Source organism: Serratia sp. 121840015-1 (assembly GCF_053627655.1).
Window position 1 is genome coordinate 405149 of record NZ_JBSEYF010000001.1, and the last position, 26713, is coordinate 431861.

Here is a 26713-nt window from a genome sequence, read left to right on the forward strand (position 1 = left end):
AACCATGACATTGAAAGAGTTAGTGGTTGGTTTCGGCACCCAGGTGCGCAGCATTTGGATGATTGGCATGCATGCCTTCGCCAAGCGCGAAACCCAGATGTATCCGGAAGAACCGGTTTACCTGCCGCCGCGCTACCGTGGCCGCATCGTGCTGACGCGCGATCCGGACGGCGAAGAGCGCTGCGTCGCCTGTAACCTGTGTGCGGTGGCCTGCCCGGTCGGCTGTATCTCGCTGCAAAAAGCGGAGCAGAAAGACGGCCGTTGGTATCCGGAGTTCTTCCGCATCAACTTCTCGCGCTGCATTTTCTGTGGCCTGTGCGAAGAGGCTTGCCCGACTACCGCTATCCAGCTGACGCCGGATTTCGAACTGGGTGAGTACAAGCGTCAGGATCTGGTGTACGAAAAAGAAGATCTGTTGATCTCGGGGCCGGGTAAATATCCGGAATATAACTTCTACCGGATGGCCGGTATGGCGATTGACGGCAAAGCCAAAGGCGAAGCCGAAAACGAAGCCAAACCGATCGACGTCAAAGGTCTGTTGCCCTAAGGAGCCAGCAAGCATGGAAATTGCATTTTACCTGGCAGGTTTGATTGCGGTGGCCGCGACGATTCGCGTGATCACCCATACCAACCCTGTACATGCGCTGCTGTATCTGATCGTCTCGTTATTGGCGATCTCGGCAGTCTTCTTCTCGCTCGGCGCCTACTTTGCCGCCGCGTTGGAAATCATCGTCTATGCGGGCGCCATCATGGTGCTGTTCGTGTTCGTGGTGATGATGCTGAACCTCGGCAACGTGCAGCAGCAAGAGCGCGACTGGATGAAGCCGACGGTGTGGATCGGGCCTGGCCTGTTGTCGCTGGCGCTGCTGGTGGTATTGATCGTCGCTATTCGCAGCGTATCCGACCAGGGTATCAGCGGCGAGATGGTCGACGCGAAGGCGGTGGGCATCAGCCTGTTCGGGCCTTACGTACTGGCGGTTGAGCTGGCTTCAATGCTGCTGTTGGCGGGTCTGGTTGTCGCCTTCCATATCGGCCGTGAGCACAAGCCTGGCGAGGTGCTGAGCAACGCGCCGGCGAGTGGCGAAATGGCGAGAAGAAAATCGGAGGAGCAAGCATGATCCCTCTTCAACACGGCCTGATCCTGGCGGCTATCCTGTTTGTGCTCGGGCTGACCGGGCTGCTGGTGCGCCGCAACCTGCTGTTTATGCTGATCAGCCTGGAAGTGATGATCAACGCTGCGGCGTTGGCGTTTATCGTGGCGGGAAGCTACTGGGGCCAGGCGGACGGTCAGGTGATGTACATCCTGGCGATCAGCCTGGCGGCAGCCGAGGCCAGTATCGGCCTGGCGCTGCTGCTGCAGCTCTACCGTCGTCGTCATACCCTGAATATTGATACTGTCAGTGAGATGCGCGGATGAACCTATTATATTTAACAATTCTGCTACCGCTGATCGGGTTCCTGCTGTTGGCATTTTCCCGCGGTCGTTGGTCTGAGAACACGGCGGCCACCGTCGGCGTGGGCTCTATCGGCCTGGCTGCGCTGGTCACGGTGTATGTGGCGATGGATTTCTTCGCCCAGAAAGCCGCCGGCGTGCAGCTGTTCGAGCAAAGCCTGTGGACCTGGATGGCCGTCGGCAACTTCAATATCGGCGTGACCCTGGTGCTGGACGGCCTGTCGCTGACCATGCTGTCGGTGGTCACCGGCGTCGGCTTCTTCATCCACATGTTTGCCTCCTGGTACATGCGCGGTGAAGAGGGCTACTCGCGCTTCTTCGCTTACACCAACCTGTTTATCGCCAGCATGGTGGTCTTGGTGCTGGCGGACAACCTGCTGCTGATGTATCTGGGTTGGGAAGGCGTGGGCCTGTGCAGCTACCTGTTGATCGGTTTCTACTACAAAGATCCGGCCAACGGCGCGGCGGCGATGAAAGCCTTCATCGTGACCCGCGTTGGCGACGTGTTCCTGGCGTTCGCGCTGTTCATCCTCTACAACGAGCTGGGCACGCTGAATATCCGCGAGCTGATGATCCTGGCACCGCAGAAACTGGCGGTGGGCGATACGGCCATCACTTGGGCGACCCTGATGCTGCTGGGCGGCGCGGTCGGTAAATCGGCGCAGCTGCCGTTGCAAACCTGGTTGGCGGACGCGATGGCGGGCCCAACCCCGGTTTCCGCACTGATCCACGCGGCGACCATGGTGACCGCGGGCGTCTATCTGATCGCCCGTACGCACGGCCTGTTCCTGATGGCGCCGGAAGTGCTGCACCTGGTGGGCATCGTCGGTGCGGTCACTCTGCTGCTGGCCGGCTTCGCCGCGTTGGTGCAGACCGACATCAAGCGCGTGCTCGCTTACTCCACCATGAGCCAGATCGGTTACATGTTCCTGGCGCTGGGCGTGCAGGCATGGGACGCGGCGATCTTCCACCTGATGACCCACGCGTTCTTCAAGGCGCTGCTGTTCCTGTCGTCCGGTTCGGTGATCCTGGCTTGCCACCACGAGCAAAACATCTTCAAGATGGGCGGCCTGCGCAAGAGCATCCCGCTGGTGTACGTCTGCTTCCTGGTGGGTGGCGCGGCGCTGTCTGCGTTGCCGCTGGTCACGGCCGGCTTCTTCAGTAAGGACGAGATCCTGGCGGGCGCGATGGCCAACGGCCACATCAACCTGATGGTGGCCGGCCTGGTCGGTGCGTTCATGACCTCGCTGTACACCTTCCGTATGATTTTCATCGTGTTCCATGGCGAAGAGAAAATCAAAGCGCATGCCGGTAAAGGCATCACTCACCACCTGCCGCTGCTGGTTCTGCTGGTGCTGTCCACCTTCGTCGGCGCGATGATCGTGCCGCCGTTGCAGGGCGTGCTGCCGGATACGACCGAGCTGGCGCACGGCAGCGTGCTGACGCTTGAAATCACCTCCGGCGTGGTAGCTATCGTCGGCATTCTGCTGGCGGCCGCGCTGTGGCTGGGCAAACGTAGCCTGGTCAACAGCATCGCCAACAGCGCGCCGGGGCGTTTCTTCTCGACCTGGTGGTTCCATGCCTGGGGCTTCGACTGGCTGTATGACAAAGTGTTCGTCAAGCCGTACTTGGGCATTGCGAAGCTGCTGCAGCGCGATCCGCTGAACTCGCTGATGAACCTGCCGGCCGTCTTCTCCCGCTGGGGGAACCGCGGTCTGACGGTGAGCGAGAACGGTCAGGTGCGTTGGTATATAGCGTCTATGGGTGTGGGTGCAGTGGTCGTATTGGCTCTGTTGATTTTGGTTTAATTGAATAATTTAAACAGACGCATTTTTCGGGCGTAGCGCCGGGCAGGCGCTACGTACAAAGTTTGAAATTATTCGTATAAGGGACACAAAACGCCATGCTATTACCTTGGCTAATTCTTATCCCCTTTATCGGCGGTCTGCTGTGCTGGCAGCTTGAGCGCTTCGGTACTAAGGTGCCGCGCTGGATAGCGCTGATCGCAATGGGGCTGACGTTGGCGCTCTCTCTGCAGCTGTGGATGCAGGGCGGCTATACCTTGACCACGCCGAAAGGCATTCCGCAGTGGCAGAGCGAATTCCTGCTGCCGTGGATCCCACGCTTCGGCATCTCCATCCACCTGGCGCTGGACGGCCTGTCGCTGCTGATGGTGGTGTTGACCGGTCTGCTGGGCGTGCTGGCGATCCTCTGTTCCTGGCGTGAAATCCAGAAGTATCAGGGCTTCTTCCACCTCAACCTGCTGTGGATCCTGGGCGGCGTTATCGGCGTGTTCCTCGCCATCGACATGTTCCTGTTCTTCTTCTTCTGGGAAATGATGTTGGTGCCGATGTACTTCCTGATCGCGCTGTGGGGCCACAAGGCGTCGGACGGTAAAACCCGTATCACCGCGGCGACCAAGTTCTTCATCTACACCCAGGCCAGCGGTCTGGTGATGCTGATTGCGATCCTGGGCCTGGTGTTCGTGCACTACAACGCGACCGGCGTATGGACCTTCGATTACGAAGACCTGCTGCAAACGCCGATGTCCCACAACGTGCAATATCTGTTGATGCTGGGCTTCTTCATCGCCTTCGCGGTGAAAATGCCGGTGGTGCCGCTGCACGGCTGGTTGCCGGACGCGCACAGCCAGGCACCGACCGCAGGTTCCGTCGACCTGGCGGGCATCTTGCTGAAAACGGCGGCCTACGGCCTGCTGCGTTTCAGCCTGCCGCTGTTCCCTGAGGCTTCGCACGAGTTTGCGCCAATCGCCATGTGGCTGGGCGTGATCGGCATCTTCTACGGCGCCTGGATGGCGTTCGCGCAGACCGACATCAAGCGTCTTATCGCCTACACCTCGGTTTCGCACATGGGCTTCGTGCTGATCGCCATCTACACCGGCAGCCAGCTGGCTTACCAGGGCGCGGTGATCCAGATGATCGCGCACGGTCTGTCCGCCGCCGGTATGTTTATCATCTGCGGCCAGCTGTATGAGCGTCTGCATACCCGCGACATGCGTCAGATGGGCGGCCTGTGGGGGCGGATCAAATTCATCCCTGCGCTGTCGCTGTTCTTCGCCGTGGCTACGCTGGGGATGCCGGGTACCGGTAACTTCGTCGGCGAATTCATGATTCTGTTCGGCAGCTACCAGGTGGTGCCGGTGATCACCGTGATTTCTACCTTCGGTCTGGTGTTCGCTTCGGTTTACTCGCTGATCATGATGCAGCGCGCTTATTACGGTGCGCCTAAATCCGACCAGCCGCTGCAGGGCATGACCGCGCGCGAGCTGTTCATCATTCTGCTGCTGGTGGTGTTGCTGGTTCTGCTGGGGGTTTACCCGCAGCCGATTCTGGATACTTCCAACGCGGCGATGAGCAACGTGCAACACTGGTTTGGTTCGTCAGTTTCAGCAATTTCAACAACAAGGCCGTAATTCGCCATGACAATAACTCCTCAACAACTGATCGCACTGCTGCCGCTGTTGATCGTCGGATTGACGGTGGTGGTTGTGATGCTAGGCATTGCGTGGCGACGCGACCACTTTATCAACGCCACCCTGACCGTGATCGGTCTCAACCTGGCGCTGCTTTCGCTGTACTTTGTCGGCCAGGCAGGCCCAATGGACGTCACCCCGCTGCTGCGGGTTGACGGTTACTCGATGTTCTACACCGGGCTGGTGCTGCTGGCGAGTCTGGCGACCTGCACCTTCGCCTATCCTTGGCTGGTCGGCTATCCGGATAACCGCGAAGAGTTCTACCTGCTGGTGCTGATCGCCGCCATGGGGGGCATCCTGCTGGCGAGCGCCAACCATCTGGCTTCGCTGTTCATCGGTATCGAGCTGATCTCGCTGCCGCTGTTCGGCCTGGTGGGCTACGCCTACCGCCAGAAGCGCCCGCTGGAAGCCGCCATCAAGTACATGCTGCTGTCCGCCGCCGCGTCGTCGTTCCTGCTGTTCGGTATGGCGCTGCTGTATGCCGAGTCCGGCGATCTGTCGCTGGCCGGCCTCGGCAAGAGCCTGCAGGAAAACATGATGCACCAGCCGCTGATCCTGGCCGGTATGGGCATGATGATCGTCGGTCTGGGCTTCAAGCTGTCGCTGGTGCCGTTCCAACTGTGGACGCCGGACGTGTATCAGGGCGCGCCTGCGCCGGTCTCGACCTTCCTGGCGACCGCCAGCAAGATCGCGATCTTCGCGGTCGTGATGCGTCTATTCCTGTATGCCCCGGCCGCCGACAACGAAGCGCTGCGCATGGTGCTGTCGATCATCGCGTTCTGCTCTATCTTGTTCGGTAACCTGATGGCCATCAGCCAGACCAACATCAAGCGTCTGCTGGGCTACTCGTCGATCGCTCACCTGGGCTACCTGCTGGTGGCGCTGATTGCGGTGCAAACCCATCAGCTGTCGCTGGAAACCGCCGGCGTTTACCTGGCCGGTTACCTGTTCAGCAGCCTGGGCGCCTTCGGCGTGGTCAGCCTGATGTCCAGCCCGTACCGCGGCCCGGATGCGGATTCGCTGTTCTCTTACCGTGGTCTGTTCTGGCACAAGCCAATCTTGTCCGCGGTGATGACGGTGATGATGCTGTCGCTGGCCGGTATCCCGATGACGCTGGGCTTTATCGGTAAGTTCTTCGTGATCGCGATGGGCGTCAGCGCACACCTGTGGTGGCTGACCGGCGCAGTCGTGGTAGGCAGCGCCATCGGCCTGTACTACTACCTGCGCGTGACCGTCAGCCTGTTCCTCAGCGCGCCGGAATCGCTGCAGCGCGATACCCCGAACAACTGGGCGTTGACCGCCGGTGGCGTCGTGGTGCTGATCTCAGCCGCGCTGGTGCTGCTGTTGGGCGTCTATCCGCAGCCGCTGATTTCGCTGGTGCAGATGGCTCAGCCGACGTTCTGATAACGCTTCAGACGGTAAAAAGGTCGCTTCGGCGACCTTTTTTTATGGGCGGGGGAAAGAAGCTATTACAACGTCATTTGTGCCGGTTGGCAGCGATAGAGGACAGCCAGCTTTTCCCGGGTTTTCTTTTGTGGTTTCGAGTGAGGGGCTTCCCATTGGGAAACGGCGGATTGTGTCGTGCCCAATTTTTCCGCTACATCGTATTGCGAGAGGCCACGGAAAATTCGCCAAGCGGCAATCAAGCTGACGTCTTGATCCAGCATGATGGAAACGACTTCATGGGGGACGGTTTCATCATCATGCTTATCGGCATGGTAGGGAAGAGGCTCGTAGTCCTCTTGCTGTCTCACAAGCCTTTTATACTCATCGAGCGGCAATACCACATAGAGCGGCTGGCCGGAGTCATCATGGATATACTGTAACTTCGCCATTCGGCATACCTCTGACTTTCAATAAGTTGTCGATGTTCTGCGTTTTACCTGCTGAATCAGGCACACGACAGGTTCATCATCGACAATCTCAAAAATAATGCGGTAGTTCCCTGCGCGTAGACGGTACTGGTTATCGGTACCGTGCAGCTTTTTAATGTCCAGTCTGACGGTCGGGAAAGTGCCCAAGAGTTCAACCTTGTGCGCAATGGCCAACCGGTTCTGAGAAGGCAGTGTCATCAATTGTTTCAGTGCTTTACGTGACCAGCTGATCTTTGCCATTGTTCCCTCGGGCCGAATGCACGTCCTGTGCAGTGATTAGATAATAAGCTTTATATCTTATTATTTCAATCTTGGACGAAGAAGGATACGTGAGACATCAGCGATGTTTCTCCACGTGTCGGCACTCAGCCGTAATGGACGCTAAACGACGTTTCCAGCGCCTGCACCACCGCGCGCACGCGGGCGGCGCGTTGCAAATCGGGATGCAGTACCAGCCAGATATCCACCCAGTCTTTGTTCTCCGGGAGCAGGCGCACCAGCTCCGGGTCTTTGTCCGCCAAAAACGCGGAGAGCAGGCCGATGCCTAGCCCGCTGCGGGTGGCGGAGCGCAGCAGCAGCTGCGAATTGCATTGCAGCACGACGTTGGGCTCGTGCAGAGCCTCGCCGCAGAAATTGTTCCAGTGGCGCGGCACCAGCTCGCGCGGGAACATCAGCAGATCGTGGCCGCGCAGCTGCTCGCCCCTGACCGGCATGCCGCGCCGCGCCAGGTAGTGCTGAGAGGCGTACAGACCCATTTCGATGGTGGCTAAGCGTTTGATGATCAGCTCATCGTCATCGGGGCGGGCGCCGCGGATCGCCAGATCTGCGCCGTGGTAAGAGATATCGGCGATGTTCAGCGCCGTTAACAGCGTGACGGTGATGGCGGGGTAGCGTTCCCGCAGATCTTGCAGCGCCGGCATCACGAAGGCTTCGGCCAGGGTGTCGGTGGTGGCGATGCGCACGTTGCCGTTCAGGCTTTCGTCACCGCTGGCGGCTTTACGGTTGATCGCCTGCACCGCATTTTCCATCTTCATCACGTCCGCCAGCATTTCCTCCCCCAGCGGGCTGAGGGCGAAGGATTTCGGCGTGCGGATAAACAGCTTGGAGCCGAGCGCATCTTCGAAAGCGGACAGCCGTCGACCGACGGTCGCCTGATCGACATGCAGCTGGCTGGCGGCTTTGCGTAGCGTGCCACAGCGTGCGACGGCCAAAAAGAAGCGCGCGTCGTCCCAATTCATCATGCCATTTCCTCTCTGCAGATTTGTCGGCACCGTGGGGCACGGGCCAAGCCAGGCGAACAATAACGGTTTCTATCATAAAGCGTTGTTCCGTCCGGGGGGAGACAAAGACGGTTAACGGCCTGCACATCGGCGGTTATTTCTCCGGTGATGCAAGAATGCATCAGGGTGATTCATTCTTGACGATACTTCGCCCGTCGCCGTAACGCTATGATAAGCGCCGTTCCCGGCTCGTCGGGTGAGGAAAAACGTCGATGGCAGGCCGCCACCTGCCGACTTTGGGAGTTAAAGCATGTCAGAAAATACCGCCATCCAGGACACGGTGCCGAAAAACGCGCAGGCATCGCGCATGGGTATTCTATTGTTCCTGGCATTGGCACTGATGTCGGCATTGCTGAACAGCAGTGCGCCGACGCCGCTGTATCCGCTGTATCAGCAGCAGCTTGCGCTGAGCTCCGTCAGCCTGACCGTTGTTTACGGCGCTTACGCCGCCGGCGTGCTGATCGCTTTGTTCGGCGTCGGCAATCTGGCCGGCAAAGTGAAGGATTTGCGCAGCATGATCGTGCCGGCATTGCTGGTGGTGTTGAGCGGTGCGCTGCTGTTCGCGCGGGCTGATACCTTTGCCATGATGCTCATGGCGCGACTGTTAGCCGGGGTGGGCACCGGGGCATTGACCGGTGCGGCAAACATCGCGTTGGTGCGTTTTGGGCCACGAGACGGCGGTAAAAACGCCGCGCTGATCGCCACGTTGTCCTTTACCACAGGATTGGCGCTGGGCCCGATCTTCAGCGGCATCGCTTTGCAGACCGGTTTTCATCCCACGACGCTGCCGTTCGTTTTCATCATGGTCATTGCCGCCGTGGCTGCGTTGGGCGTGATGTTCTCGTGGCCGCGTGGCGTGGTTACGGCGCCGACCCATGCTGCGCCGGCTGCGACAGAAAAAAGCTCGCTGCTCGATGGCCTGCGCGCCACCGGCGGTAAATTCTATGTCTGTGCCGGGGCGCTGTTTATCTGTTGGGCCCTGGCCGCCAGCATTTTGGCTATCGGCCCCAGCGTGGCGGAAACGCTGTTAGGCCTGCACGCTCGAGGCGTCTTTGGCTATGCGATTGCGGTTTATCTGTTGATCGCCGGTATCAGCCAGATCCTGAGCCGCCGCCTTAACGCCCGCCATTCGCTGTTGTTCGGTTGCCTGGCGCAGGTGCTGGCGGCGGTGGTATTCGCCGTGGCGATCCAGCGGCATTCACTGTGGCTGGCGGCTGCGGGGCTGGTGGTGGCCGGCTATGCTTACGGCGCCATTTTCGTTGGCAGCGCGACCCTGGTAAACCTGATTTCGCCGCCGGCCAGCCATGCACGTTTGCTTTCGCTGTTTTACGTTATCGCTTATATCGCCAACTGGGTGCCTATCTTGCTGGGGATCGTGGTCGACCGTGTCGATCTACAGCAGGCAACCCATCTGCTGTTCCTGAGCAGCACCACGGTATGCCTGTTGTTGGCATGGATGACGGTACGTGCTGGGTTCCCACGTTAATAATTTTGTGATTGAAGTCTCTTTTATTTAATTAATTATTCTTTAATTGCATTTATATTGTGATTTTAATCACATGAAATGACCGGCTTTCGGGTAAACTGCGCGCTTTCTTTTTGCCGCGGGTCACTTTATGAACGTTCTTTTCGCCATTGCCGTTACTACCGGGATCCTCTCCGGCGTGTGGGGCTGGGTTGCCGTCAGCCTGGGGCTGATCGGTTGGGCCGGTTTTCTCGGCTGCACGGCGTATTTCGCCTGCCCGCAGGGTGGGTTGAAAGGGCTGGTGATCGGCGCGTTGACCTGCTGCAGCGGCGTCTTCTGGGCAATGGCGATCATCCACGGCAGCGAACTGGCGCCGCAGTGGAATCTCTTGGGGTATCTGCTGACCGGCGTCGTGGCATTCCTGATGTGCATTCAGGCTAAACAGCAGTGGCTGGGGTTCGTGCCCGGCACCTTTATCGGCGCCTGCGCGACCTTCGCCGGCGGCGGTGATTGGCCGCTGGTGACGCTTTCCCTGCTGGTGGGCCTGCTGTTCGGCTATGCGATGAAAAACAGCGGTTTGTGGTGGGCGGCGCGCAGCGAAAAAGCCCGCGCTACGCCGCCGATGGGCTCGAATGCCGGCTCAAACGGTGCCGCCGAGTGAGAGGCGGTAATACAGATCGTGGCGCTCGGCGCAAGGCTCGCCCGCGATCCGCAACAGCAGCATTTCGGCGGCGGTTTTCCCCATGTCAAAGCGCGGCGTGATCACGCTGGCGATGCTCGGCGTGGTCGCCTGGCCAATATCCAGGCCGTGAAATCCCGATAACGCAACCTCCTGCGGCACGCGCACGCCGAGACGCAGGCAGGCCTGCAACACGCCCACCGCCAGATCGTCGTTGGTGCACAGGATACCGTCGAGCTGCGGGTAGCGTTCGCGCGCCATCGCCAGCATGTCGGCGCCGATCGAAACCGAAGAGACCCGATGCGGCGCGATCTGACGTGGCGTTTTCCCCTGAGCCGCCATGGCGCGGCAGTACCCCCGATAGCGTTTATTGTCGCGGGCGTCCGACATGGCGCCAAAGTAAACGATATGCCGTTTGCCGCTGGCGAGCAGCGCTTCGGTCATGTCATACCCCGCCTGTTCATTATCGAACCCCACCGCAATCCGCCCCGGCGGCGCGTCGAGATCCATTACCTGCGCGAGGGGGATTTTGGCGGCGCCGAGGTAGGTCTCTGCGCGCAAGGTATGCGCAGAATCGGTGAGGATCAGCCCGGCAATCGGGTAGCTCAACAGCTGTGCGATCTGCTCTTCTTCCCGTTGCGGGCTGTAATCGTAGTTCATCACCAGCGTTTGGTAACCCCGTGCTTGGGTTACGGATTCGATGCCGGCCAGCAGATCGGCGAAGATCTGGTTGTTGAAGGAGGGGACCAGCACGCCGAGACGCGGTTTTCTGCCGGCCTGTGCCGCATCGGCGCCGGTGACGTTCAGCTCCCGCATGACCTGCGCAATGCGTTCGGCGGTGTCGGCCGCCACTTTTTCCGGCGTGCGCAGGAAGCGGCTGACGGTCATTTTGGTCACGCCGGCCAATTGTGCGATGTCCTGTAGCGTAACGCGGGGGTGTTTCATTCGGTGGCCTTCACGGGCGGCGCGGCAAGGGCGGATAGCGGTATGTTAACAAATCGATTTGGCGATAACAATGAATGCACCTCTATTGAAAATAGCCATTTTTCAATCGGATAGCTGATTTTTACCCGCGTGCTGCCTGCGTGAGATCACGTTAAGGGTAACAGGGTTTCGTAACATGATTTTCAGTGATTTTCATCACGTTTTTACCGGTAACAATCGGCTGAGATAGAGGCCTGTCCGATTGGAGGCCTGATGGCCGGGAATCACCATGAACAATCTGTTTTCACTGGATAATAAAATCGTCTTGATCACCGGCGCCTCGCGCGGCATTGGTTTTCTGCTGGCGCGCGGCCTGGCGCAGCAAGGCGCACATATTCTGGTCAACGCCACCACCGGAGAACATGCCCGGCACGCCGCCGAGCGCCTGCGCGAAGAGGGCCTGCGTGCCGATGCGGCGGCGTTCGACGTCACCGATTCCCAGGCGGTGCATGCCGCCATCGACCGTATCGAAGCGGATATCGGCGCGATAGACGTCTTGATCAACAACGCCGGCATCCAGCGCCGCCACCCGTTCACCGAGTTTCCGGAGCAAGACTGGGACGACATCATCGCCGTCAACCAGAAGGCGGTCTTCATCGTGTCGCAAACCGTGGCGCGTTACATGGTGCCGCGCCGGCGCGGCAAGATAGTCAACATCGGCTCGATGCAAAGCGAGTTGGGGCGGGACACCATCACCCCTTATGCGGCGTCCAAGGGCGCGGTGAAAATGCTGACGCGCGGCATGTGCGTGGAGCTGGCACGCTACAACATTCAGGTCAACGGCATTGCCCCCGGCTATTTCAAAACCGAGATGACGCAGGCGCTGGCCGACGATCCGGCCTTCACCGCCTGGCTGACCCAACGCACACCCGCCGCGCGCTGGGGCGATCCGCAGGAGCTGATCGGCGCGGCGGTGTTCCTGGCCGCCGACGCCTCCGCCTTCGTCAACGGGCAGCTGCTGTTTGTCGATGGCGGCATGTCGGCGGCGGTGTAACCTTTTTTCGTGGAGTCTTGAGATGAAAATTCAAACTCAGTCCTGCGTGGTCAATGGCAAACGAGACGTGGCGGTGATCGCGCAAGAAGTGGATTACCGGGGGCAGGGAACGCTGGTGAAAATCAGCCGCGGCGGTATCTGCGGCTCGGATCTGCATTACTTTCAGGAAGGCAAGGTCGGCAATTTTCAGGTGCGTCAGCCGATGGTGCTGGGCCATGAGGTGATCGGCGAGGTGGTCGCCAGCGATTCACCGCGGCTGCCGGTCGGGCAGAAGGTGGCGCTCAATCCCAGCAAACCCTGCGGGCAGTGCAAATACTGTCTGGCGCAGCAAAGCAATCAATGCGTCGAGATGCGTTTTTTCGGCAGCGCGATGTATTTTCCGCACGTTGACGGCGCTTTTACCCAATACAAAGTGGTGGATAGCGCGCAGTGTGTCCCTTACGGTGCCGATCGCGACGACAGGGTGATGGTGTTCGCCGAACCGCTGGCGGTGGCGATCCACGCAGCGAAGCAGCCCGGCGACGTGACGGGAAAAAAGGTCTTCGTGTCCGGCGTCGGCCCGATCGGCTGCCTGTTGGTGGCGGCGCTGAAAGCGCTGGGCGCCGCCGAGATTGTCTGTGCCGATCTCAGCCCGCGCTGCCTGGCGATCGCCAGGCAAATGGGGGCCGATCGGTGCCTGCATGCCGCGGACGACGATGTTAGCGATTATCAGCAGGACAAGGGGTATTTCGACGTCGCCTTCGAAGTGGCGGGGCATCCGCAGTCGCTGCAGCGTTGTCTGGAGATCACCCGCGCCAAAGGCACCGTGGTGCAGGTGGGCATGGGCGGCAGCTTTCCCGATTTCCCGCTGATGTTGTTGATCGCCAAGGAGTTGAACCTGCTCGGATCCTTCCGCTTCGTGGCAGAGTTTGCGCTGGCGGTGGCGTGGCTGGCCGACGGCGTGGTCGATCCGCTGCCGTTGCTGTCGGCGGAGTTCGCCAGCGGGCAGCTGGCGCAGGCGCTGGAGTTTGCCGGCGATAAGCGCCAGGCCGCCAAGGTGCAATTGGTGTTTTAGGGTAAAAGTCCGATGGCCGCAGGCGGCGATCCTTGTCTATAGTGTAGGAACGCTTAATTTTTCAACCACGGAGATCTCACGATGGCAAGACATACGGATGCTGAGCAAACTACGCTGGATGACGATCTGAGAATGCTGACCGAGACGCTGGAAGAAGTGCTGCAATACACCGGCGATCGCGCGGATCAGGCTTACGTCGACATCAAGTCGCACGCCGAGCAGGCGCTGAGTGAGGTCAAGGCGCGCTGGGCGAACACCGGTGAATCCTACTACGCGCGCGCCAAAGAAGCGGTACATCGCACCGACGACTACGTGCGGGATAAACCCTGGCACAGCGTAGGTATCGGCGCCACCGTCGGGCTGGTGCTGGGGCTGCTGCTGGCCCGTAAATAATGACGGCATCGGGGCGGCGCAGGCCGCCTCGTGCTTTTCTGCAGGCTGTGTTGTTCATCTCGCTGTTTCCCCGCTGGCTTTCCCTTATCCCGCCTATACTTCCCGCTAGCCGTCGTCGGAGCGCCTCTATTTCCCTTGTTTTTGTATGGACGGATTGAGCCGGCGCCGCCGCAAGTGTAAAGTATTTGTGTCTTTATTGTTTATTTTTTGTTCTAAATCAAATAATTATCTGGTGTAAACACCCAGGGATATACGGCGTTCTTGCGCTGGCGCAAAAGCCGTGAAAATAACACCTCATATAATACAGAGCGTAACTACAGGCGCGGCGTCCGTCGGCTGCGCCGGAGACGATCTCTGCTAACTGACTTGTGAGCGAACTATGTCGACAAGTGTTTTTAATCGCCGGTGGGCGGCTGTGCTGCTCGAGGCGCTGGCCCGCCATGGGGTGCGGCATGTTTGTATCGCTCCGGGATCGCGCTCCACGCCGCTGACGCTGGCCGCTGCGGCCAACCGATCGTTTATCTGTCATACCCATTTTGATGAGCGCGGGCTCGGCCATCTGGCGCTTGGGCTGGCGAAGGCGGCGCGTGAGCCGGTGGCGGTGATTGTCACGTCCGGCACCGCGGCGGCGAACCTTTATCCCGCGTTGATCGAAGCCGGCCTGACCGGTGAGCGGCTGGTGTTTCTCACTGCCGATCGGCCGCCGGAGTTGATCGACTGCGGCGCCAATCAGGCGATCCGTCAAAGCGGCCTCTACAGCAGCCACCCGACGCTGGCGATCGATCTGCCGCGTCCTACGCCGGATATTCCGGCCGCGTGGCTGGCCTCCAGCGTCGACAGCGCGATGGCGCGCTTGCAACACGGCGCTTTGCATATCAACTGCCCGTTCGCCGAGCCGCTGTACGGCGGCGACGAACGTCACTATGCCGATTGGTCCGCCGCGCTGGGCGACTGGTGGCAGAGCGATCGTCCGTGGCTGCAGGAAAGCGAGACACATGCGGCGCCATTGCCGCAGCCGGACTGGTTCTTCTGGCGGCAGAAACGCGGCGTGGTGCTGGCCGGGCGCATGAGCGCGCAAGAGGGCGCTCAGGTGGCCGAATGGGCCGCAACGCTGGGCTGGCCGCTGATCGGCGACGTGCTGTCGCAGACCGGGCAACCGCTGCCCTGCGCCGATTTGTGGCTCGCTTACCCGCAGGCGCAGCGCGTACTGCAAGATGCGCAACTGGTGGTGCAGTTCGGCGGCAGCCTGACCGGCAAACGCCTGCTGCAGTGGCAGGCGCAGTGCCGGCCTGAAGAGTATTGGGTCATCGACGAGCTGCCGGGGCGGCTCGATCCGGCCCAGCACCGGGGGCGGCGACTGCGCGCCGGCGTGGCGCAGTGGTTGGCGCAGCACCCGGCACAGCCGCGCGCGCCGTGGGCCGCCGGGCTGGCCGCGCTGGCGGATAAGGCGCTGACGGCGGCATCCACGCATCTGCACGATAACTTTGGCGAAGCGCAGCTGGCGCATCGCCTGCCGGAACTGCTGCCGGAGAACGGCCAGCTGTTTCTCGGCAACAGCCTGGTGGTGCGACTGATTGACGCGTTAACGCCATTGCCCGTCGCCTACCCGGTATTCAGCAACCGCGGCGCCAGCGGCATCGACGGCCTGATCTCTACCGCCGCCGGCGTGCAGCGCGCAACCGCCAGGCCGACGTTGGCGGTGGTGGGCGATCTTTCCGCTCTGTATGACCTCAATGCGCTGGCGCTGCTGCGCCAGAGCTCGGCGCCAACGGTGTTGATCGTCGTCAACAACAACGGCGGCCAAATTTTCTCGCTGCTGCCGACGCCGGAAGAGGATCGTCAGCGCTTTTACTGCATGCCGCAGAACGTCGAGTTTAGCCACGCGGCGGCGATGTTCCAGCTGGGTTACGCGCGGCCGGAGAACTGGAGCCAGCTGCAACAGGCGGTTGAACAAGGCTGGCGGCGCAGCGGCGCTACGCTTATCGAACTGCAGGTGCCGCCGAGCGCGGGGGCCGAAAGTCTGCAATACCTGGTGCAACAGATGGCGGTGCAATGATGCTGGCGACGCGAATTTTGCAACAGGGCGAAGCGGGCCGCCCGTGGCTGGTGTGGCTGCATGGCCTGCTCGGCAACAACAATGAATGGCGGGTGATCGCCGCACGCTGCCCGGAATGGCCGTCGCTGGCCATCGATCTGCCCGGCCACGGCGATTCCGTGGCGGTGAGCTGCTACGGCTTCGACGACATCAGCGCGCAGATTGCCGCCACGCTGCAGCTGCGCAATATCGAACGCTATTGGCTGGTGGGCTACTCGCTCGGCGGGCGCATCGCCATGTATCACGCCTGCCACGGCCGCCATGCCGGCCTGCAGGGGGTGATCGTCGAGGGCGGCAACCCGGGGCTGGAGGACGAAGAGCAGCGCCGTCGGCGCTGCGAACAGGATGCGCTGTGGGCGGCGCGTTTTCGCAGTGAGCCGATCGCCGAGGTCCTGGCGGACTGGTATCAGCAGCCGGTGTTCAAAGAGCTTAGCCACGTGCACCGCCAGGCGCTGATCGCCGCACGCTCGGTCAACAGCGGCCCGGCGATCGCCGACATGCTCGAAGCCACGTCGCTCGGGCGGCAGCCCTATCTGGCGCCGCAGCTGCGCCAACTGAGCGTGCCGCTGCAGGTGCTGTGCGGTGAGAACGACCCCAAATTTCAACGGCTGGCGCGCGACGCCGGGTTGCCGTTGCGCATCGTGCCGCAGGCCGGGCACAACGCGCATCTGGCCAATCCGCAGGATTTCGTCGCCGAGCTGCAGACCTTTCTCGTTAACCCTGGTTAAAGGAACCGAATATGCTTTATCCGAATGAAGAACAGCTGTATGCCGCCATCGCCTGGCAGGATTGCACCGGCGATTTCGAAGACATTCTGTATCACAAGTCCGCCGACGGCATCGCCAAAATCACGATTAACCGGCCGCAGGTGCGCAATGCGTTTCGCCCGCAAACGGTTAAAGAGATGATCGACGCGCTGGCCAACGCCCGTTACGACGACGGCATCGGCGTCATTATTCTGACCGGAGCCGGCGATAAGGCCTTCTGCTCCGGCGGCGATCAGAAAGTGCGCGGCGACTACGGTGGCTATCGCGACGACAGCGGCGTGCATCACCTCAACGTGCTGGACTTCCAGCGCCAGATCCGCACCTGCCCAAAACCGGTGGTGGCGATGGTGGCCGGTTATTCGATCGGCGGCGGCCACGTGCTGCACATGATGTGCGATCTGACCATCGCGGCGGATAACGCCATCTTCGGCCAGACCGGCCCGAAAGTGGGCTCGTTCGACGGCGGCTGGGGTGCGTCTTACATGGCGCGCATCGTCGGCCAGAAGAAGGCGCGCGAAATCTGGTTCCTGTGCCGCCAGTACGATGCCGCTGCCGCGTTGGACATGGGCCTGGTCAATACCGTGGTGCCGCTGGCCGATCTGGAAAAAGAGACGGTGCGCTGGTGCCGAGAAATGCTGCAGAACAGCCCGATGGCGCTGCGCTGCCTGAAGGCGGCGCTGAACGCCGACTGCGACGGCCAGGCCGGTTTGCAGGAGCTGGCGGGCAACGCCACCATGCTGTTCTACATGACCGACGAAGGGCAAGAAGGGCGCAACGCGTTCAACGAGAAGCGTCAGCCGGACTTCAGCAAATTCAAGCGTAACCCGTAATGAGCGGGGTAAACCGCAGTGCGGCGCTTTACCGTTACAGCCTGCCGATGGAGGCGGGCGTGGTGCTGCGCAATCAGCGGTTGAAAACGCGTGACGGATGGGTGGTGCAGCTGCGTCAGGGCGAGCGTGAAGGCTGGGGCGAGATCGCGCCGCTGCCGGAATTCAGCCAGGAAACGTTGGCGCAGGCCGAACAGGCCGCGTTGGACTGGCTGCAGGCCTGGTTGGCGGGCAACGAACCGGATGACAGCACGCTGCCCTCGGTGGCCTTTGGGCTCAGCTGCGCGCAGGCCGAGCTGGAGCAGCGTTTGCCGACGCAGGCGGATTTTCGCAAGGCGCCGCTGTGCACCGGCGATCCGGACGAGCTGTTCGAGATATTGAGCGCCTTGCCGGGCGAGAAAGTCGCGAAAGTGAAGGTGGGGCTGTATGAGGCGGTGCGCGACGGCATGATCGTCAACGTGCTGCTGGAGGCGCTGCCGGATCTGCGGCTGCGGCTGGATGCCAACCGCAGCTGGACCCGCGCCAAAGCCGACGGTTTCGCCAAATACGTCAACCCGGCGTGGCGCGATCGCATCGCCTTTTTGGAAGAGCCCTGCAAAACTCGTGATGAATCGCGCGATTTCGCCCGGGCGACCGGCATTGCCATCGCCTGGGATGAGAGCGTGCGTGAGGCGGACTTTGTGGTGCAGGCCGAGCCGGGCGTGGCAGCCATCGTGATCAAGCCGACGCTGGTCGGCAGCCTGGCGCGCTGCCAGGCGCTGGTGGCGCAGGCGCATGCGGCGGGGCTGACGGCGGTGATCAGTTCCAGCATCGAGTCCAGCCTGGGGTTAACCCAACTGGCGCGCATCGCCCGCTGGCTGACGCCGGACACCGTGCCGGGGCTGGATACGCTGGGGCTGATGCAGGCGCAGGTGCTGCGGCCTTGGCCGGGCAGCGCATTGCCGCTGCTGGATATTTCGGCGCTGGAGTGCCTATGGCGCCGTTAAGCGATTGGCCGTGGCGACACTGGGCGCGCCTTCAGCCGCAGGCGACGGCCCTGTTGCTCGGCGAACAGCCGCTGAGTTGGCTGGCGTTGCAAGGCCAGGTGGATGAGCTGGCGGCGGATTTTCAGCACCAGGGCGTGGAGCCGGGCTGCGGCGTGGCGCTGTGCGGTAAAAACAGCTATCCGCTGCTGTTGGCCTATCTTGCGCTGCTGCAATGCGGCGCGCGTCTGTTGCCGCTCAATCCCGCCTTGCCCACGCCGCTGCTGACGCAGCTGTTACCCGAATTAGACATCACCTTTGCCTTCGGCCCGGATCCGTTGCCAGCGCTGCCGGAAGAGGTGATTCGATTGACGCCGCCCTCGACCGAGCCGCGCTGGCCGAACCTGCCGAGGTGGGATGTGCGGCGTCTGGCGACGCTGACGCTGACCTCGGGCTCCAGCGGCATGCCTAAAGCGGCCGCACACAGCTACGCCAACCATCTGGCCAGCGCCGACGGGGTGTTGCGGTTGATGGATTTTCAGCGCGAGGATTGCTGGCTGCTGTCACTGCCGCTGTTTCACGTCTCCGGCCAGGGCATCGTCTGGCGCTGGCTGGCGGCGGGTGCGCGGCTGGCAGTACGCGAAATGCATCCGCTGGCCGAGGCATTGGCTGGCTGCACGCACGCCTCGCTGGTGCCGACACAGCTCTGGCGGCTGCTGGCGCAACCGCTGACGGATACGACGCTGAAAGAGGTGCTGCTCGGCGGCGCAATGATCCCGGTGGCGCTGACCGAACGGGCGGAGGCGGCGGGGATCCGCTGCTGGTGCGGCTACGGCTTGACCGAACTGGCTTCCACGGTGTGCGCCAAGCGCGCCGATGCGCGGCCGGGCGTTGGCCTGCCGCTCGGCGGCCGCGAGATCAAACTGGTGGACGAAGAAGTCTGGATCCGCGCCGACAGCCTGGCGCTCGGCTACTGGCGTCATGGGCATCTGCAGCCGCTGGCCGATGAACAGGGCTGGTTTGCGACCCGCGATCGCGGCGCGATGGCTGAGGGGGAACTGCGTATTCTCGGCCGGTTGGACAACCTGTTTTTCAGCGGCGGTGAAGGGGTGCAGCCGGAGGATATCGAACGCGTGCTGGCGGCGCATCCGCAGATCACGCAGGCGTTTGTGGTGCCGGTGGTGGACGCCGAGTTCGGCCAGCGGCCGGTGGCGGTGATCGACGGCGAACCGTCGCTGTCGCTGGCGGCGTTGCTCGCCTGGTCGCAGGATAAGCTGGCCAATTTCCAACGCCCGGCGGCGTTGCTCCCGCTGCCTGAGGAGCTGAAAAACGGCGGCATCAAGATTTCGCGCCGCCAGTTGCAGCAGTGGGTGACGCAGCGTCTCTCTCAGGCATAAAAAAGCCGCCCGAAAGGGCGGCTGAGCGGATGGCAGCAGGGGGTTATTTCAGCCCCAGCGCCTTGGCGACACCGGCGCCGTAGTCCGGGTGCACCTTGGTGAATAGCTCGACCTGACGGCGCTGGATGTGTTCCGGCACCTGCGACAGTTCGCCGGCGATGCGGGTGAACATGCGCTGGTGCTCTTCGGCGCTCAGCAGGTTGAACAGCGCGCGCGGCTGGCTGTAGTAATCGTCGTCTTCACGATGATTCCAGTGGTCGGCCGCGCCCTCAATGCTCAGCGGTGGCTCGCTGAAGTCCGGCTGCTCCTGGAACAGGCCGAAGCTGTTCGGTTCGTAGGTGGCGCCGTTGCCGCTGTTGCCGTCCACGCGCATCGCGCCGTCGCGATGGTAGTTGTGGAACGGGCATTTGGCGCCGTTCACCGGGATCTGGTGGTGGTTGACGCCCAGGCGATAACGGTGCGCATCGCCATAGGAGAACAGACGGCCCTGCAGCATTTTATCCGGCGAGAAACTGATGCCCGGCACCACGTTGGCGGGGTTCATCGCTACCTGCTCAACCTCTGAGAAGTAGTTGTCGGGGTTGCGGTTCAGCTCGAAATAGCCAACGTCGATCAGCGGATAGTCGCCGTGCGGCCACACCTTGGTCAGATCGAACGGGTTATATGGCGTCTGCGAGGCTTCGTGTTCCGGCATGATCTGAATTTGCAGCTTCCAGCGCGGGAAGTCGCCGCGTTTGATCGCGTCGAACAGATCGCGCTGTGAGCTTTCGCGATCCTTGGCGATGATCGCTTCTGCTTCTTCATCCATCAGGTTTTCAATGCCTTGCTCGCAGCGGAAGTGGAATTTCACCCAGAAACGTTCGTTGGCGGCATTGATAAAGCTGAAGGTGTGGCTGCCGAAACCGTGCATGTGACGGTAGGATTTCGGAATGCCGCGATCGCTGAAGTCAATGGTCAGCTGGTGCAGCGATTCCGGCAGGTGGGAGAAGAAGTCCCACTTGTAGACGGGGTTGCGCAGGTTGGTATGCGGATCGCGTTTCACCACGTGGTTGAGATCGGGGAACTTCAGCGGATCGCGCAGATAGAACACCGGCGTATCGTTGCCCACCAAATCCCAGTTGCCTTCTTCGGTATAGAACTTCATGGCGAAGCCGCGAATGTCGCGCTCGGCGTCGGCGGCGCCGCGCTCACCGGCGACGGTGGAGAAGCGGATAAACATGTCGGTCTGTTTGCCGACCTCGGAGAAGATCTTGGCGCGCGTATAACGGGTGATGTCGTGGGTAACGGTAAAGGTGCCGTAGGCGCCGGATCCTTTGGCGTGCATGCGGCGCTCGGGGATAACCTCACGGTCGAAGTGGGCCAGTTTTTCCAGGAACCACACGTCCTGCAACAGCATCGGGCCGCGTTTGCCTGCGGTGATCACGTTATTGTTATCGACAACCGGGGCGCCGGCTGCGGTGGTCAGTCCTTTCTTGCTCATCACTTGCTCCTTATCGTAGTGCAGTTAAGTAAAGACTCGGGCGGTTTAAGCGTTCATCAGCATAGTCCTTTGGCGGGGCTTCTTCCCCTGACCTTGGTCAAAGCCACTACTAGTTGTAGCCCTATTGGCGCGCGGCGGCAAATAGGTCTCGGTTATCGTTGGCATCGCCTTGACGAATATAGAATCTTGTTTGCAAATATTTACATTTATTTGATTATTGAAGAATTTTTTCGCTTTTATCCCTTAAATACTCATTGCGCTTTGGTATAGACTCGTGACGTTATTATTATGCGTTGATTCGATCATTCGGTACGGATGACAAACCAGAGGGAAAGATGATGAAAAAGACTTGGGTCGCGTGCGCGGCAGGATTGCTGTTTGTGACCGGTGCGGCGAACGCCATCAGCGTGTCGGGCGAAGCCGGGCAGCACTACACCAACCTGGGCGTCGGCATGAGCACCGGCTCTTCAGGCCTGGGCCTGACCGGCAACTGGGCGCGCAGCGACCACGACGGCAACGTCGGCAGCCTGGGGCTGAACTTCGGCGTGCCGCTGGGGCCGTTGACGGCGACCGTGGGTGCCAAAGCGCTGTACCTCAGCCCGAAAGACGGGAAGAGCGGCGGGGCGGTGGCGCTGGGCGGCGGCCTGGAGTGGGAGATTAACCGTTACTTCAGCCTGCACGGCGAAGGGTACTTTGCGCCTGAATCCTTCACCAGCGGCGTGAAAGCCTATAACGAAGCCAGCGGCGGCCTGCGCTGGAAGTTCCGTCCGCTGAGCGTGGACGTGGGCTACCGTTACATGCAAATGGAAGGCAAAGACGGACGTCGTAACAATACGCTGGCCGATGGCCCTTATGTCGGTGTCGGCCTGAGCTTCTAAGGCCGGCTGACGGGCTGTGGCCCATCGCGTTTTCCGAATCCCTCGGTCATTGGCCGGGGGATTTTTATTTGTGCCATCAACGGGAAATCCATCCGGACTCTGAATGGCAAAAGATTAAATAATTTAAAGACTCGACGATCGGCATCGCCATATGGGGGCACATGCCGTAAAATTCGCAATATAAATACTTATATAACGATATGGACGTCATGACTTACCGAAATCCACTGGCGGCGCTGATGCCGCTGTTTGCCTCACTCTTTCCTTATACCGCTGCGGCGCAGGCCGATCGTGACGAGGTGTTGACCGTCACCGGCAGCGCGTTATCCCCCGCGACGGAAAGCGCATCCGGCGCCGGTTTTAAAACGCCGGAGATTGAACTTGGGCCGCTGGGCACCAGGGCGTGGATCGATACGCCTTATTCTTCTACCACCGTGACCCAACCGATGATCAAAAATCAGCAGGCGAAAAGCGTCGCCGAATTGCTGAAATATTCACCGAGCACGCAGATGCAGGCTCGCGGCGGCATGGACGTCGGGCGGCCTCAAAGCCGCGGCATGCAGGGCAGCGTAGTGGCGAATAGCCGCCTGGATGGGTTGAACATTGTCTCCACCACGGCCTTTCCCGTTGAAATGCTGGAACGGCTGGATGTGCTCAACAGCCTGACCGGCGCGTTGTATGGCCCTGCGAGCCCGGCCGGGCAGTTCAACTTTGTGGCTAAACGCCCGACGCCGCAACCGTTACGCGAGGTGACGCTCGGGTATCAGAGCCGCAGCGCCTTTAGCGGCCACGTCGATCTCGGCGGCCATCTCGACGACGACAATACGTTTGGCTATCGCATCAATGCCCTCAACGAAGAGGGTGAAGGCAGCGTTGACGACAGTACCTTGCGCCGTCGGCTGTTGGCCGTGGCGTTCGACTGGAATATCAAGCCGGGCACGCAGCTGCAGCTGGACGCCAGCCATTACGAATTCCTGCAAAAGGGCTACCCCGGCGGCTTCAGCTATGGGCCGAATGTTCCGTTGCCCTCCGCCCCTAATCCGCAAAATAAACACCTGGCGCTCGAGACGGCGGGCAACGATTTAACCACCGACACCCTCAGCACGCGCCTGGTTCATTACTTCAATGACGATTGGTCAGTCACGGGCGGCATAGGGTGGCAACAGGCGGATCGCGCCATGCGTTCGGTATCCAGCACTCTGCTCAACGGCAGCGGCGATATCAAACGGTCGATGAGCGACTCCAGCGCCTCGGGGCGATTTCGGGTGTTGAGCAACGCACTGGCGCTGAACGGCCATGTCGATACCGGTTCGGTGGGGCATGAGTTGGCGCTCGCCACGACGGGCTACGTCTGGTCTATCTACAGCGGCAAGGGGGCCAGCCGGCGCTACGATTTGGGCATCGACAATATGTACCATCCGTCGGCGCTGCATGAGCCGGGCGACGGAAAAATCCCCAAGAACGGCGCACGCTATAAATCCAGCGAGAACAGCCAGCAGAGCGTGACGTTCGGCGATACGCTGACCTTCAATCCGCAGTGGTCGGCGATGCTCTATTTAAGCGAAAGCTGGTTGCAAACACGGAATTACAGCGCTGACGGCAAGAAAATCGAAGAAGACAATCAGCAGGGTTTGAGCCCGAATGCGGCGTTGATGTACAAAATCACCCCGACGCTGATGGCCTATGTCAGCTATGCCGACTCGCTGGAGCAAGGCGGTACGGCCCCGTTGGGGGAAGGCGTGAAGAACGAAGGGCAGACGCTCAAGCCCTATCGCAGTCGGCAATATGAGATTGGCCTGAAAGCCGACGTCGGGGAGATGAATCTCGGCGCCGCGCTGTTCCGCCTCAAGCGGCCGTTCGCTTATGTTGACGCCGAAGACCGGGTGTACAAGGAGCAAGGCGAACAGGTGAACAATGGCCTTGAGCTGACGGCCGCCGGGCGCGTGGGTGACGGGCTGAGCCTGTTTGGCGGCGTCACGCTGCTCGATCCGCAACTGAAAGAGACGGTTTCCGACAGCACGCGCGGCAAACGCGTGGTCGGTGTGCCGAAGGTGCAGGCCAATATGCTGGTGGAGTACAGCCTGCCGTCGATGCCGCAATGGGTCTATAGCGCCAACGTGCACTATACCGGCAAGCGAGCGGCGAACGACACCAACAGCGCCTGGGCTGACAGTTACACCACGCTGGACTTGGGGGCCCGCTACGTCACCCGCATTCATTCCGTGCCTGCGACCTGGCGGCTGGCGGTCAATAACGTCACTAACGAACATTACTGGGCCTCTATTTTCCCCTCGGGCACGGATGGTAATGGCGGTTCGTCGAGCGCCTTTCTCGGCAACGGCCGTGAAGTGCGCGCATCTGTCACGTTTGACTTCTGAGGGCGCTATGAGGATCGCATCGTTGTCTGCATGGGCACTGTTGGTTGGCGTGTTGTTGCACGGCGATTTGTGGGCTGCATCACCTGCGAGCGAAATGCGCATTGCCTCGCCGTGGCCCGCGCAAAACGCCATCATCGCGATGCTGGGTTATGGCGATAACATCGTCGGCACCTCGAATGTCGCGAAACAGATCCCGCTGTTTCGCCAAAGCCTGCCGCGCATTGACGCCGTTCCGGTGGTGAGTGTGAATAGTGGGCAAGCGTTGAATCCGGAACAAATCATCGCGCTTGGCACTCGGCTGCTGTTTGTGCCTGACAGCATGAAAGTGCCGCAATTGGATTTACTCGAACGGGCTGGGGTGCGCGTATTGGCGTTTAAAGCCAATTCGATGGCGGCTCTGCGCGCGCGAGTGTTAAAAACGGGGGCCGCGCTGGGGCCGGATGCACAGGAAAAAGCGTTGGCTTACGAGCGCTATTTTTCTCGTAATGTGGCGCGCGTCGCCGAGCGACTGAAGGATTTACCGCCAGGGCAGCGCATTCGCGTTTATCACAGCATGGGCAATCCGCTGACCACCTCAGGGCGACCGTCGCTTAACCAGGATTGGATGGATCTGGCCGGCGCCGCCAACGTGGCGGAAACGTGGTTTGGTCTGAAAAAAGAGGGGGCGGGCGAAGTGGCGTTGGAGCAGATCGTGGCCGCCAATCCGCAGGTGATCGTGGCGATGAACAGGCGCGATGTCGAAGAGATACGCACGTCCGCGCAATGGCAGGGCATCGATGCCGTTTTGCGGCATCGGGTCGTGGTCAATCCCAAGGGGATGTTCTGGTGGTGTCGCGAGACCAGCGAAGAGGCGCTGCAGTTTTTATGGTTGGCGAAAACGCTGTACCCGGCACGTTTTGCCGACATTGACATGCGGGAAGAGACGAGAAGTTTTTATCGGGACTTTTTCGGTCTGTCGCTCACTGCGGCGCAGATTGACGCTATTCTTAATCCACCCGCTTGAACAGATTCGGGGGCCCAAACGGCCCCCGAATGCGTTACCCCACCGCCGGCAGCATGCCGCTGGCGATGCCCAGTTGAATCGCGATGACCGTCACCCCGCAGACAAACACCAACGCCAGCGCTGGCGTACCGCCCCAGACGCGATACTGCGCCTGATGTTTTTGGCGCGTTTTCCACACCAGCAGTGAAGGCAACAGCAGCGCCAGCACCGACAGGGCAATGGCGGCGAATCCCAACGCCAGCACGAAGCCGCGCGGGTAGAACAGCGCAAAGGCCAGCGGCGGCAGGAAGGTGATGGCGCCGGTTTGCAGGCGGCCACGCACGTTGTCTTGCCGCTTGAACAGGTCGGCCAGGAAATCAAACAGCCCGAGCGCCACGCCGAGGAACGAGGTCGCCAGCGCCAGATCGGCGAACAGGTGCACCGCCAGTTCAACGTGCGGCGAAGCCACCGCATCGCGCACCGCCTGCAACAGGCCATTCAGCCCGGCCTGCTGCGCCAGAATGCCGACGAAGGTGTCGGAGCTGATGCTGCCCAGCGTCGCCAACTGCCAGAAGATATAGGCGATCAGTGGGATCGCGCTGCCGATGATAAACACCCAACGCAGTTTGCGAATGTTGCCGCCCATGTAGTTGACGATGCTCGGCACGCTGCCGTGGAAGCCGAAGGAAGTGAAAATAACCGGAATGGCCGACAGCGCCAGGCCTTGCTCCAGCGGCAGCGTCATCAGATTGGTCTGGTGGATATTCGGCAACATCAGGCCGAGCATCACCACCAGAAACACCACTTTGGCGCTGAACAGGATGCGGTTGAACAAGTCGACCGAGTGGGTGCCGATGCAGACCACGCCGCCGGCCACCAGGGTGAACAGCAGCACGCCGAGCGACACCGGGAAGTCCTGCGACGTCCATTGGCTGATGCTGGTGGCGAGCAATTCGCCGGCGCCGCTGATATAGGCGGCGGTGAGGGCATACATCAGGAACATCATGCTAAAACTGGTCAGCCACTGGCCGCCGCCGCCGAGATAACGTTTGGCGAGCGTGCCCAGACCGGTATCCGCTTGCTCATGCTGGTAAACCTCCACCAGCAGCAGCGCGGTGTAACACATCAACAGCCACAGCCCGACCAGTAAGGCCAGCGTGACGCCGAAGCCGACGCCGGCTGCCGCCAGCGGCATCGCCAGCATCCCGGCGCCAATGGTGGTGCCCGCCACGATAAAAACACTGCCAAGAGTGCGATTCTTCACGTTTTTTCTCTACC

The 26713-nt window shown here is 61.0% G+C and carries 25 protein-coding genes; 19 read left to right on the forward strand and 6 right to left on the reverse strand.

What is annotated here, in order from left to right; genetic code table 11:
* Positions 1-4 precede the first annotated feature (4 nt).
* From nuoI to nuoN, 6 genes are all read left to right on the forward strand, one after another.
* A complete protein-coding gene (nuoI, locus tag ACUXAC_RS01950) occupies positions 5-547 on the forward strand; it encodes an NADH-quinone oxidoreductase subunit NuoI (protein ID WP_025160170.1) in 543 nt (180 codons plus the stop codon).
* Positions 548-560: 13 nt separating this feature from the next.
* Positions 561-1118 carry an NADH-quinone oxidoreductase subunit J gene (nuoJ, locus tag ACUXAC_RS01955; RefSeq protein WP_019453717.1) on the forward strand — a complete coding sequence of 186 codons (558 nt, stop codon included), beginning with the start codon at positions 561-563 and terminating at the stop codon, positions 1116-1118.
* On the forward strand, positions 1115-1417 hold the full coding sequence (nuoK, locus tag ACUXAC_RS01960) for an NADH-quinone oxidoreductase subunit NuoK (RefSeq protein ID WP_004936014.1): 303 nt from the start codon (positions 1115-1117) through the stop codon (positions 1415-1417). Before nuoJ ends, nuoK begins: the two co-directional genes overlap by 4 nt.
* The gene (gene nuoL / locus ACUXAC_RS01965) at positions 1414-3261 is read left to right on the forward strand and encodes an NADH-quinone oxidoreductase subunit L (RefSeq protein WP_019453716.1); all 1848 of its coding nucleotides are present in this window, start codon (positions 1414-1416) and stop codon (positions 3259-3261) included. Before nuoK ends, nuoL begins: the two co-directional genes overlap by 4 nt.
* Positions 3262-3356: 95 nt before the next feature.
* Positions 3357-4886, forward strand: a complete 1530-nt coding sequence (gene nuoM / locus ACUXAC_RS01970) for an NADH-quinone oxidoreductase subunit M (RefSeq protein WP_025303660.1) — start codon at positions 3357-3359, stop codon at positions 4884-4886.
* 6 nt (positions 4887-4892) lie between these two features.
* Positions 4893-6350 carry an NADH-quinone oxidoreductase subunit NuoN gene (gene nuoN, locus ACUXAC_RS01975; RefSeq protein ID WP_033635324.1) on the forward strand — a complete coding sequence of 486 codons (1458 nt, stop codon included), beginning with the start codon at positions 4893-4895 and terminating at the stop codon, positions 6348-6350.
* A 65-nt stretch (positions 6351-6415) separates the two neighbouring features.
* Here the strand turns inward: nuoN and ACUXAC_RS01980 are convergent, their stop codons facing one another.
* The 3 genes from ACUXAC_RS01980 to ACUXAC_RS01990 form a co-directional block, all read right to left on the reverse strand.
* Positions 6416-6781 carry a helix-turn-helix domain-containing protein gene (locus ACUXAC_RS01980; RefSeq protein ID WP_072022352.1) on the reverse strand — a complete coding sequence of 122 codons (366 nt, stop codon included), beginning with the start codon at positions 6779-6781 and terminating at the stop codon, positions 6416-6418.
* An 18-nt stretch (positions 6782-6799) separates the two neighbouring features.
* A complete protein-coding gene (locus tag ACUXAC_RS01985) occupies positions 6800-7060 on the reverse strand; it encodes a type II toxin-antitoxin system RelE family toxin (protein WP_033635320.1) in 261 nt (86 codons plus the stop codon).
* A gap of 125 nt (positions 7061-7185) precedes the next feature.
* Positions 7186-8061 (reverse strand): LysR family transcriptional regulator, encoded by an 876-nt coding sequence (locus ACUXAC_RS01990; RefSeq protein WP_033635319.1) that lies wholly within the window; start codon positions 8059-8061, stop codon positions 7186-7188.
* Positions 8062-8350: 289 nt separating this feature from the next.
* Between ACUXAC_RS01990 and ACUXAC_RS01995 the strand changes: the two genes are divergently transcribed.
* Together ACUXAC_RS01995 and ACUXAC_RS02000 are read left to right on the forward strand one after the other, a co-directional pair.
* Positions 8351-9586 carry an MFS transporter gene (locus tag ACUXAC_RS01995; protein WP_421115242.1) on the forward strand — a complete coding sequence of 412 codons (1236 nt, stop codon included), beginning with the start codon at positions 8351-8353 and terminating at the stop codon, positions 9584-9586.
* A 130-nt stretch (positions 9587-9716) separates the two neighbouring features.
* On the forward strand, positions 9717-10226 hold the full coding sequence (locus ACUXAC_RS02000) for a DUF1097 domain-containing protein (protein ID WP_033635316.1): 510 nt from the start codon (positions 9717-9719) through the stop codon (positions 10224-10226).
* On the opposite strand, the gene ACUXAC_RS02005 is transcribed toward ACUXAC_RS02000, so the two are convergent.
* Complete coding sequence (locus ACUXAC_RS02005) at positions 10206-11189, reverse strand: LacI family DNA-binding transcriptional regulator (RefSeq protein WP_421115243.1); 984 nt, start codon at positions 11187-11189, stop codon at positions 10206-10208. The two genes, ACUXAC_RS02000 and ACUXAC_RS02005, sit on opposite strands and share 21 nt — an antisense overlap.
* A gap of 268 nt (positions 11190-11457) precedes the next feature.
* Here ACUXAC_RS02005 and idnO point away from each other — a divergent pair, with 268 nt between their 5' ends.
* From idnO to menE, 8 genes are all read left to right on the forward strand, one after another.
* Positions 11458-12222, forward strand: a complete 765-nt coding sequence (gene idnO, locus ACUXAC_RS02010; RefSeq protein WP_197773370.1) for a gluconate 5-dehydrogenase — start codon at positions 11458-11460, stop codon at positions 12220-12222.
* Positions 12223-12244: 22 nt separating this feature from the next.
* Positions 12245-13276: an L-idonate 5-dehydrogenase gene (idnD, locus tag ACUXAC_RS02015; RefSeq protein ID WP_070915309.1), complete on the forward strand. Its 1032-nt coding sequence runs from the start codon at positions 12245-12247 to the stop codon at positions 13274-13276.
* Between the two features lie 81 nt (positions 13277-13357).
* Complete coding sequence (gene elaB, locus ACUXAC_RS02020) at positions 13358-13669, forward strand: stress response protein ElaB (protein WP_025160172.1); 312 nt, start codon at positions 13358-13360, stop codon at positions 13667-13669.
* 379 nt (positions 13670-14048) lie between these two features.
* A complete protein-coding gene (gene menD, locus ACUXAC_RS02025; RefSeq protein ID WP_342143210.1) occupies positions 14049-15725 on the forward strand; it encodes a 2-succinyl-5-enolpyruvyl-6-hydroxy-3-cyclohexene-1-carboxylic-acid synthase in 1677 nt (558 codons plus the stop codon).
* A complete protein-coding gene (gene menH, locus ACUXAC_RS02030; protein WP_387441790.1) occupies positions 15722-16492 on the forward strand; it encodes a 2-succinyl-6-hydroxy-2,4-cyclohexadiene-1-carboxylate synthase in 771 nt (256 codons plus the stop codon). The genes menD and menH overlap by 4 nt, the downstream gene beginning before the upstream one ends.
* 11 nt (positions 16493-16503) lie before the next feature.
* Positions 16504-17361 (forward strand): 1,4-dihydroxy-2-naphthoyl-CoA synthase, encoded by an 858-nt coding sequence (gene menB, locus ACUXAC_RS02035; protein WP_033635308.1) that lies wholly within the window; start codon positions 16504-16506, stop codon positions 17359-17361.
* Positions 17361-18344 (forward strand): o-succinylbenzoate synthase, encoded by a 984-nt coding sequence (gene menC, locus ACUXAC_RS02040; RefSeq protein ID WP_064289773.1) that lies wholly within the window; start codon positions 17361-17363, stop codon positions 18342-18344. Before menB ends, menC begins: the two co-directional genes overlap by 1 nt.
* A complete protein-coding gene (gene menE / locus ACUXAC_RS02045; RefSeq protein ID WP_201965825.1) occupies positions 18332-19717 on the forward strand; it encodes an o-succinylbenzoate--CoA ligase in 1386 nt (461 codons plus the stop codon). Before menC ends, menE begins: the two co-directional genes overlap by 13 nt.
* Positions 19718-19760: 43 nt before the next feature.
* On the opposite strand, the gene katA is transcribed toward menE, so the two are convergent.
* Positions 19761-21197, reverse strand: a complete 1437-nt coding sequence (gene katA, locus ACUXAC_RS02050) for a catalase KatA (RefSeq protein WP_060420075.1) — start codon at positions 21195-21197, stop codon at positions 19761-19763.
* A gap of 338 nt (positions 21198-21535) precedes the next feature.
* Here katA and ACUXAC_RS02055 point away from each other — a divergent pair, with 338 nt between their 5' ends.
* From ACUXAC_RS02055 to ACUXAC_RS02065, 3 genes are all read left to right on the forward strand, one after another.
* Positions 21536-22075 (forward strand): YfaZ family outer membrane protein, encoded by a 540-nt coding sequence (locus ACUXAC_RS02055; protein WP_225529467.1) that lies wholly within the window; start codon positions 21536-21538, stop codon positions 22073-22075.
* A 200-nt stretch (positions 22076-22275) separates the two neighbouring features.
* A complete protein-coding gene (locus tag ACUXAC_RS02060) occupies positions 22276-24453 on the forward strand; it encodes a TonB-dependent receptor (protein ID WP_387441786.1) in 2178 nt (725 codons plus the stop codon).
* Between the two features lie 7 nt (positions 24454-24460).
* Complete coding sequence (locus ACUXAC_RS02065; RefSeq protein WP_387441784.1) at positions 24461-25456, forward strand: ABC transporter substrate-binding protein; 996 nt, start codon at positions 24461-24463, stop codon at positions 25454-25456.
* Positions 25457-25490: 34 nt separating this feature from the next.
* On the opposite strand, the gene tyrP is transcribed toward ACUXAC_RS02065, so the two are convergent.
* The gene (tyrP, locus tag ACUXAC_RS02070) at positions 25491-26699 is read right to left on the reverse strand and encodes a tyrosine transporter TyrP (protein WP_004935940.1); all 1209 of its coding nucleotides are present in this window, start codon (positions 26697-26699) and stop codon (positions 25491-25493) included.
* Positions 26700-26713: the final 14 nt, after the last annotated feature.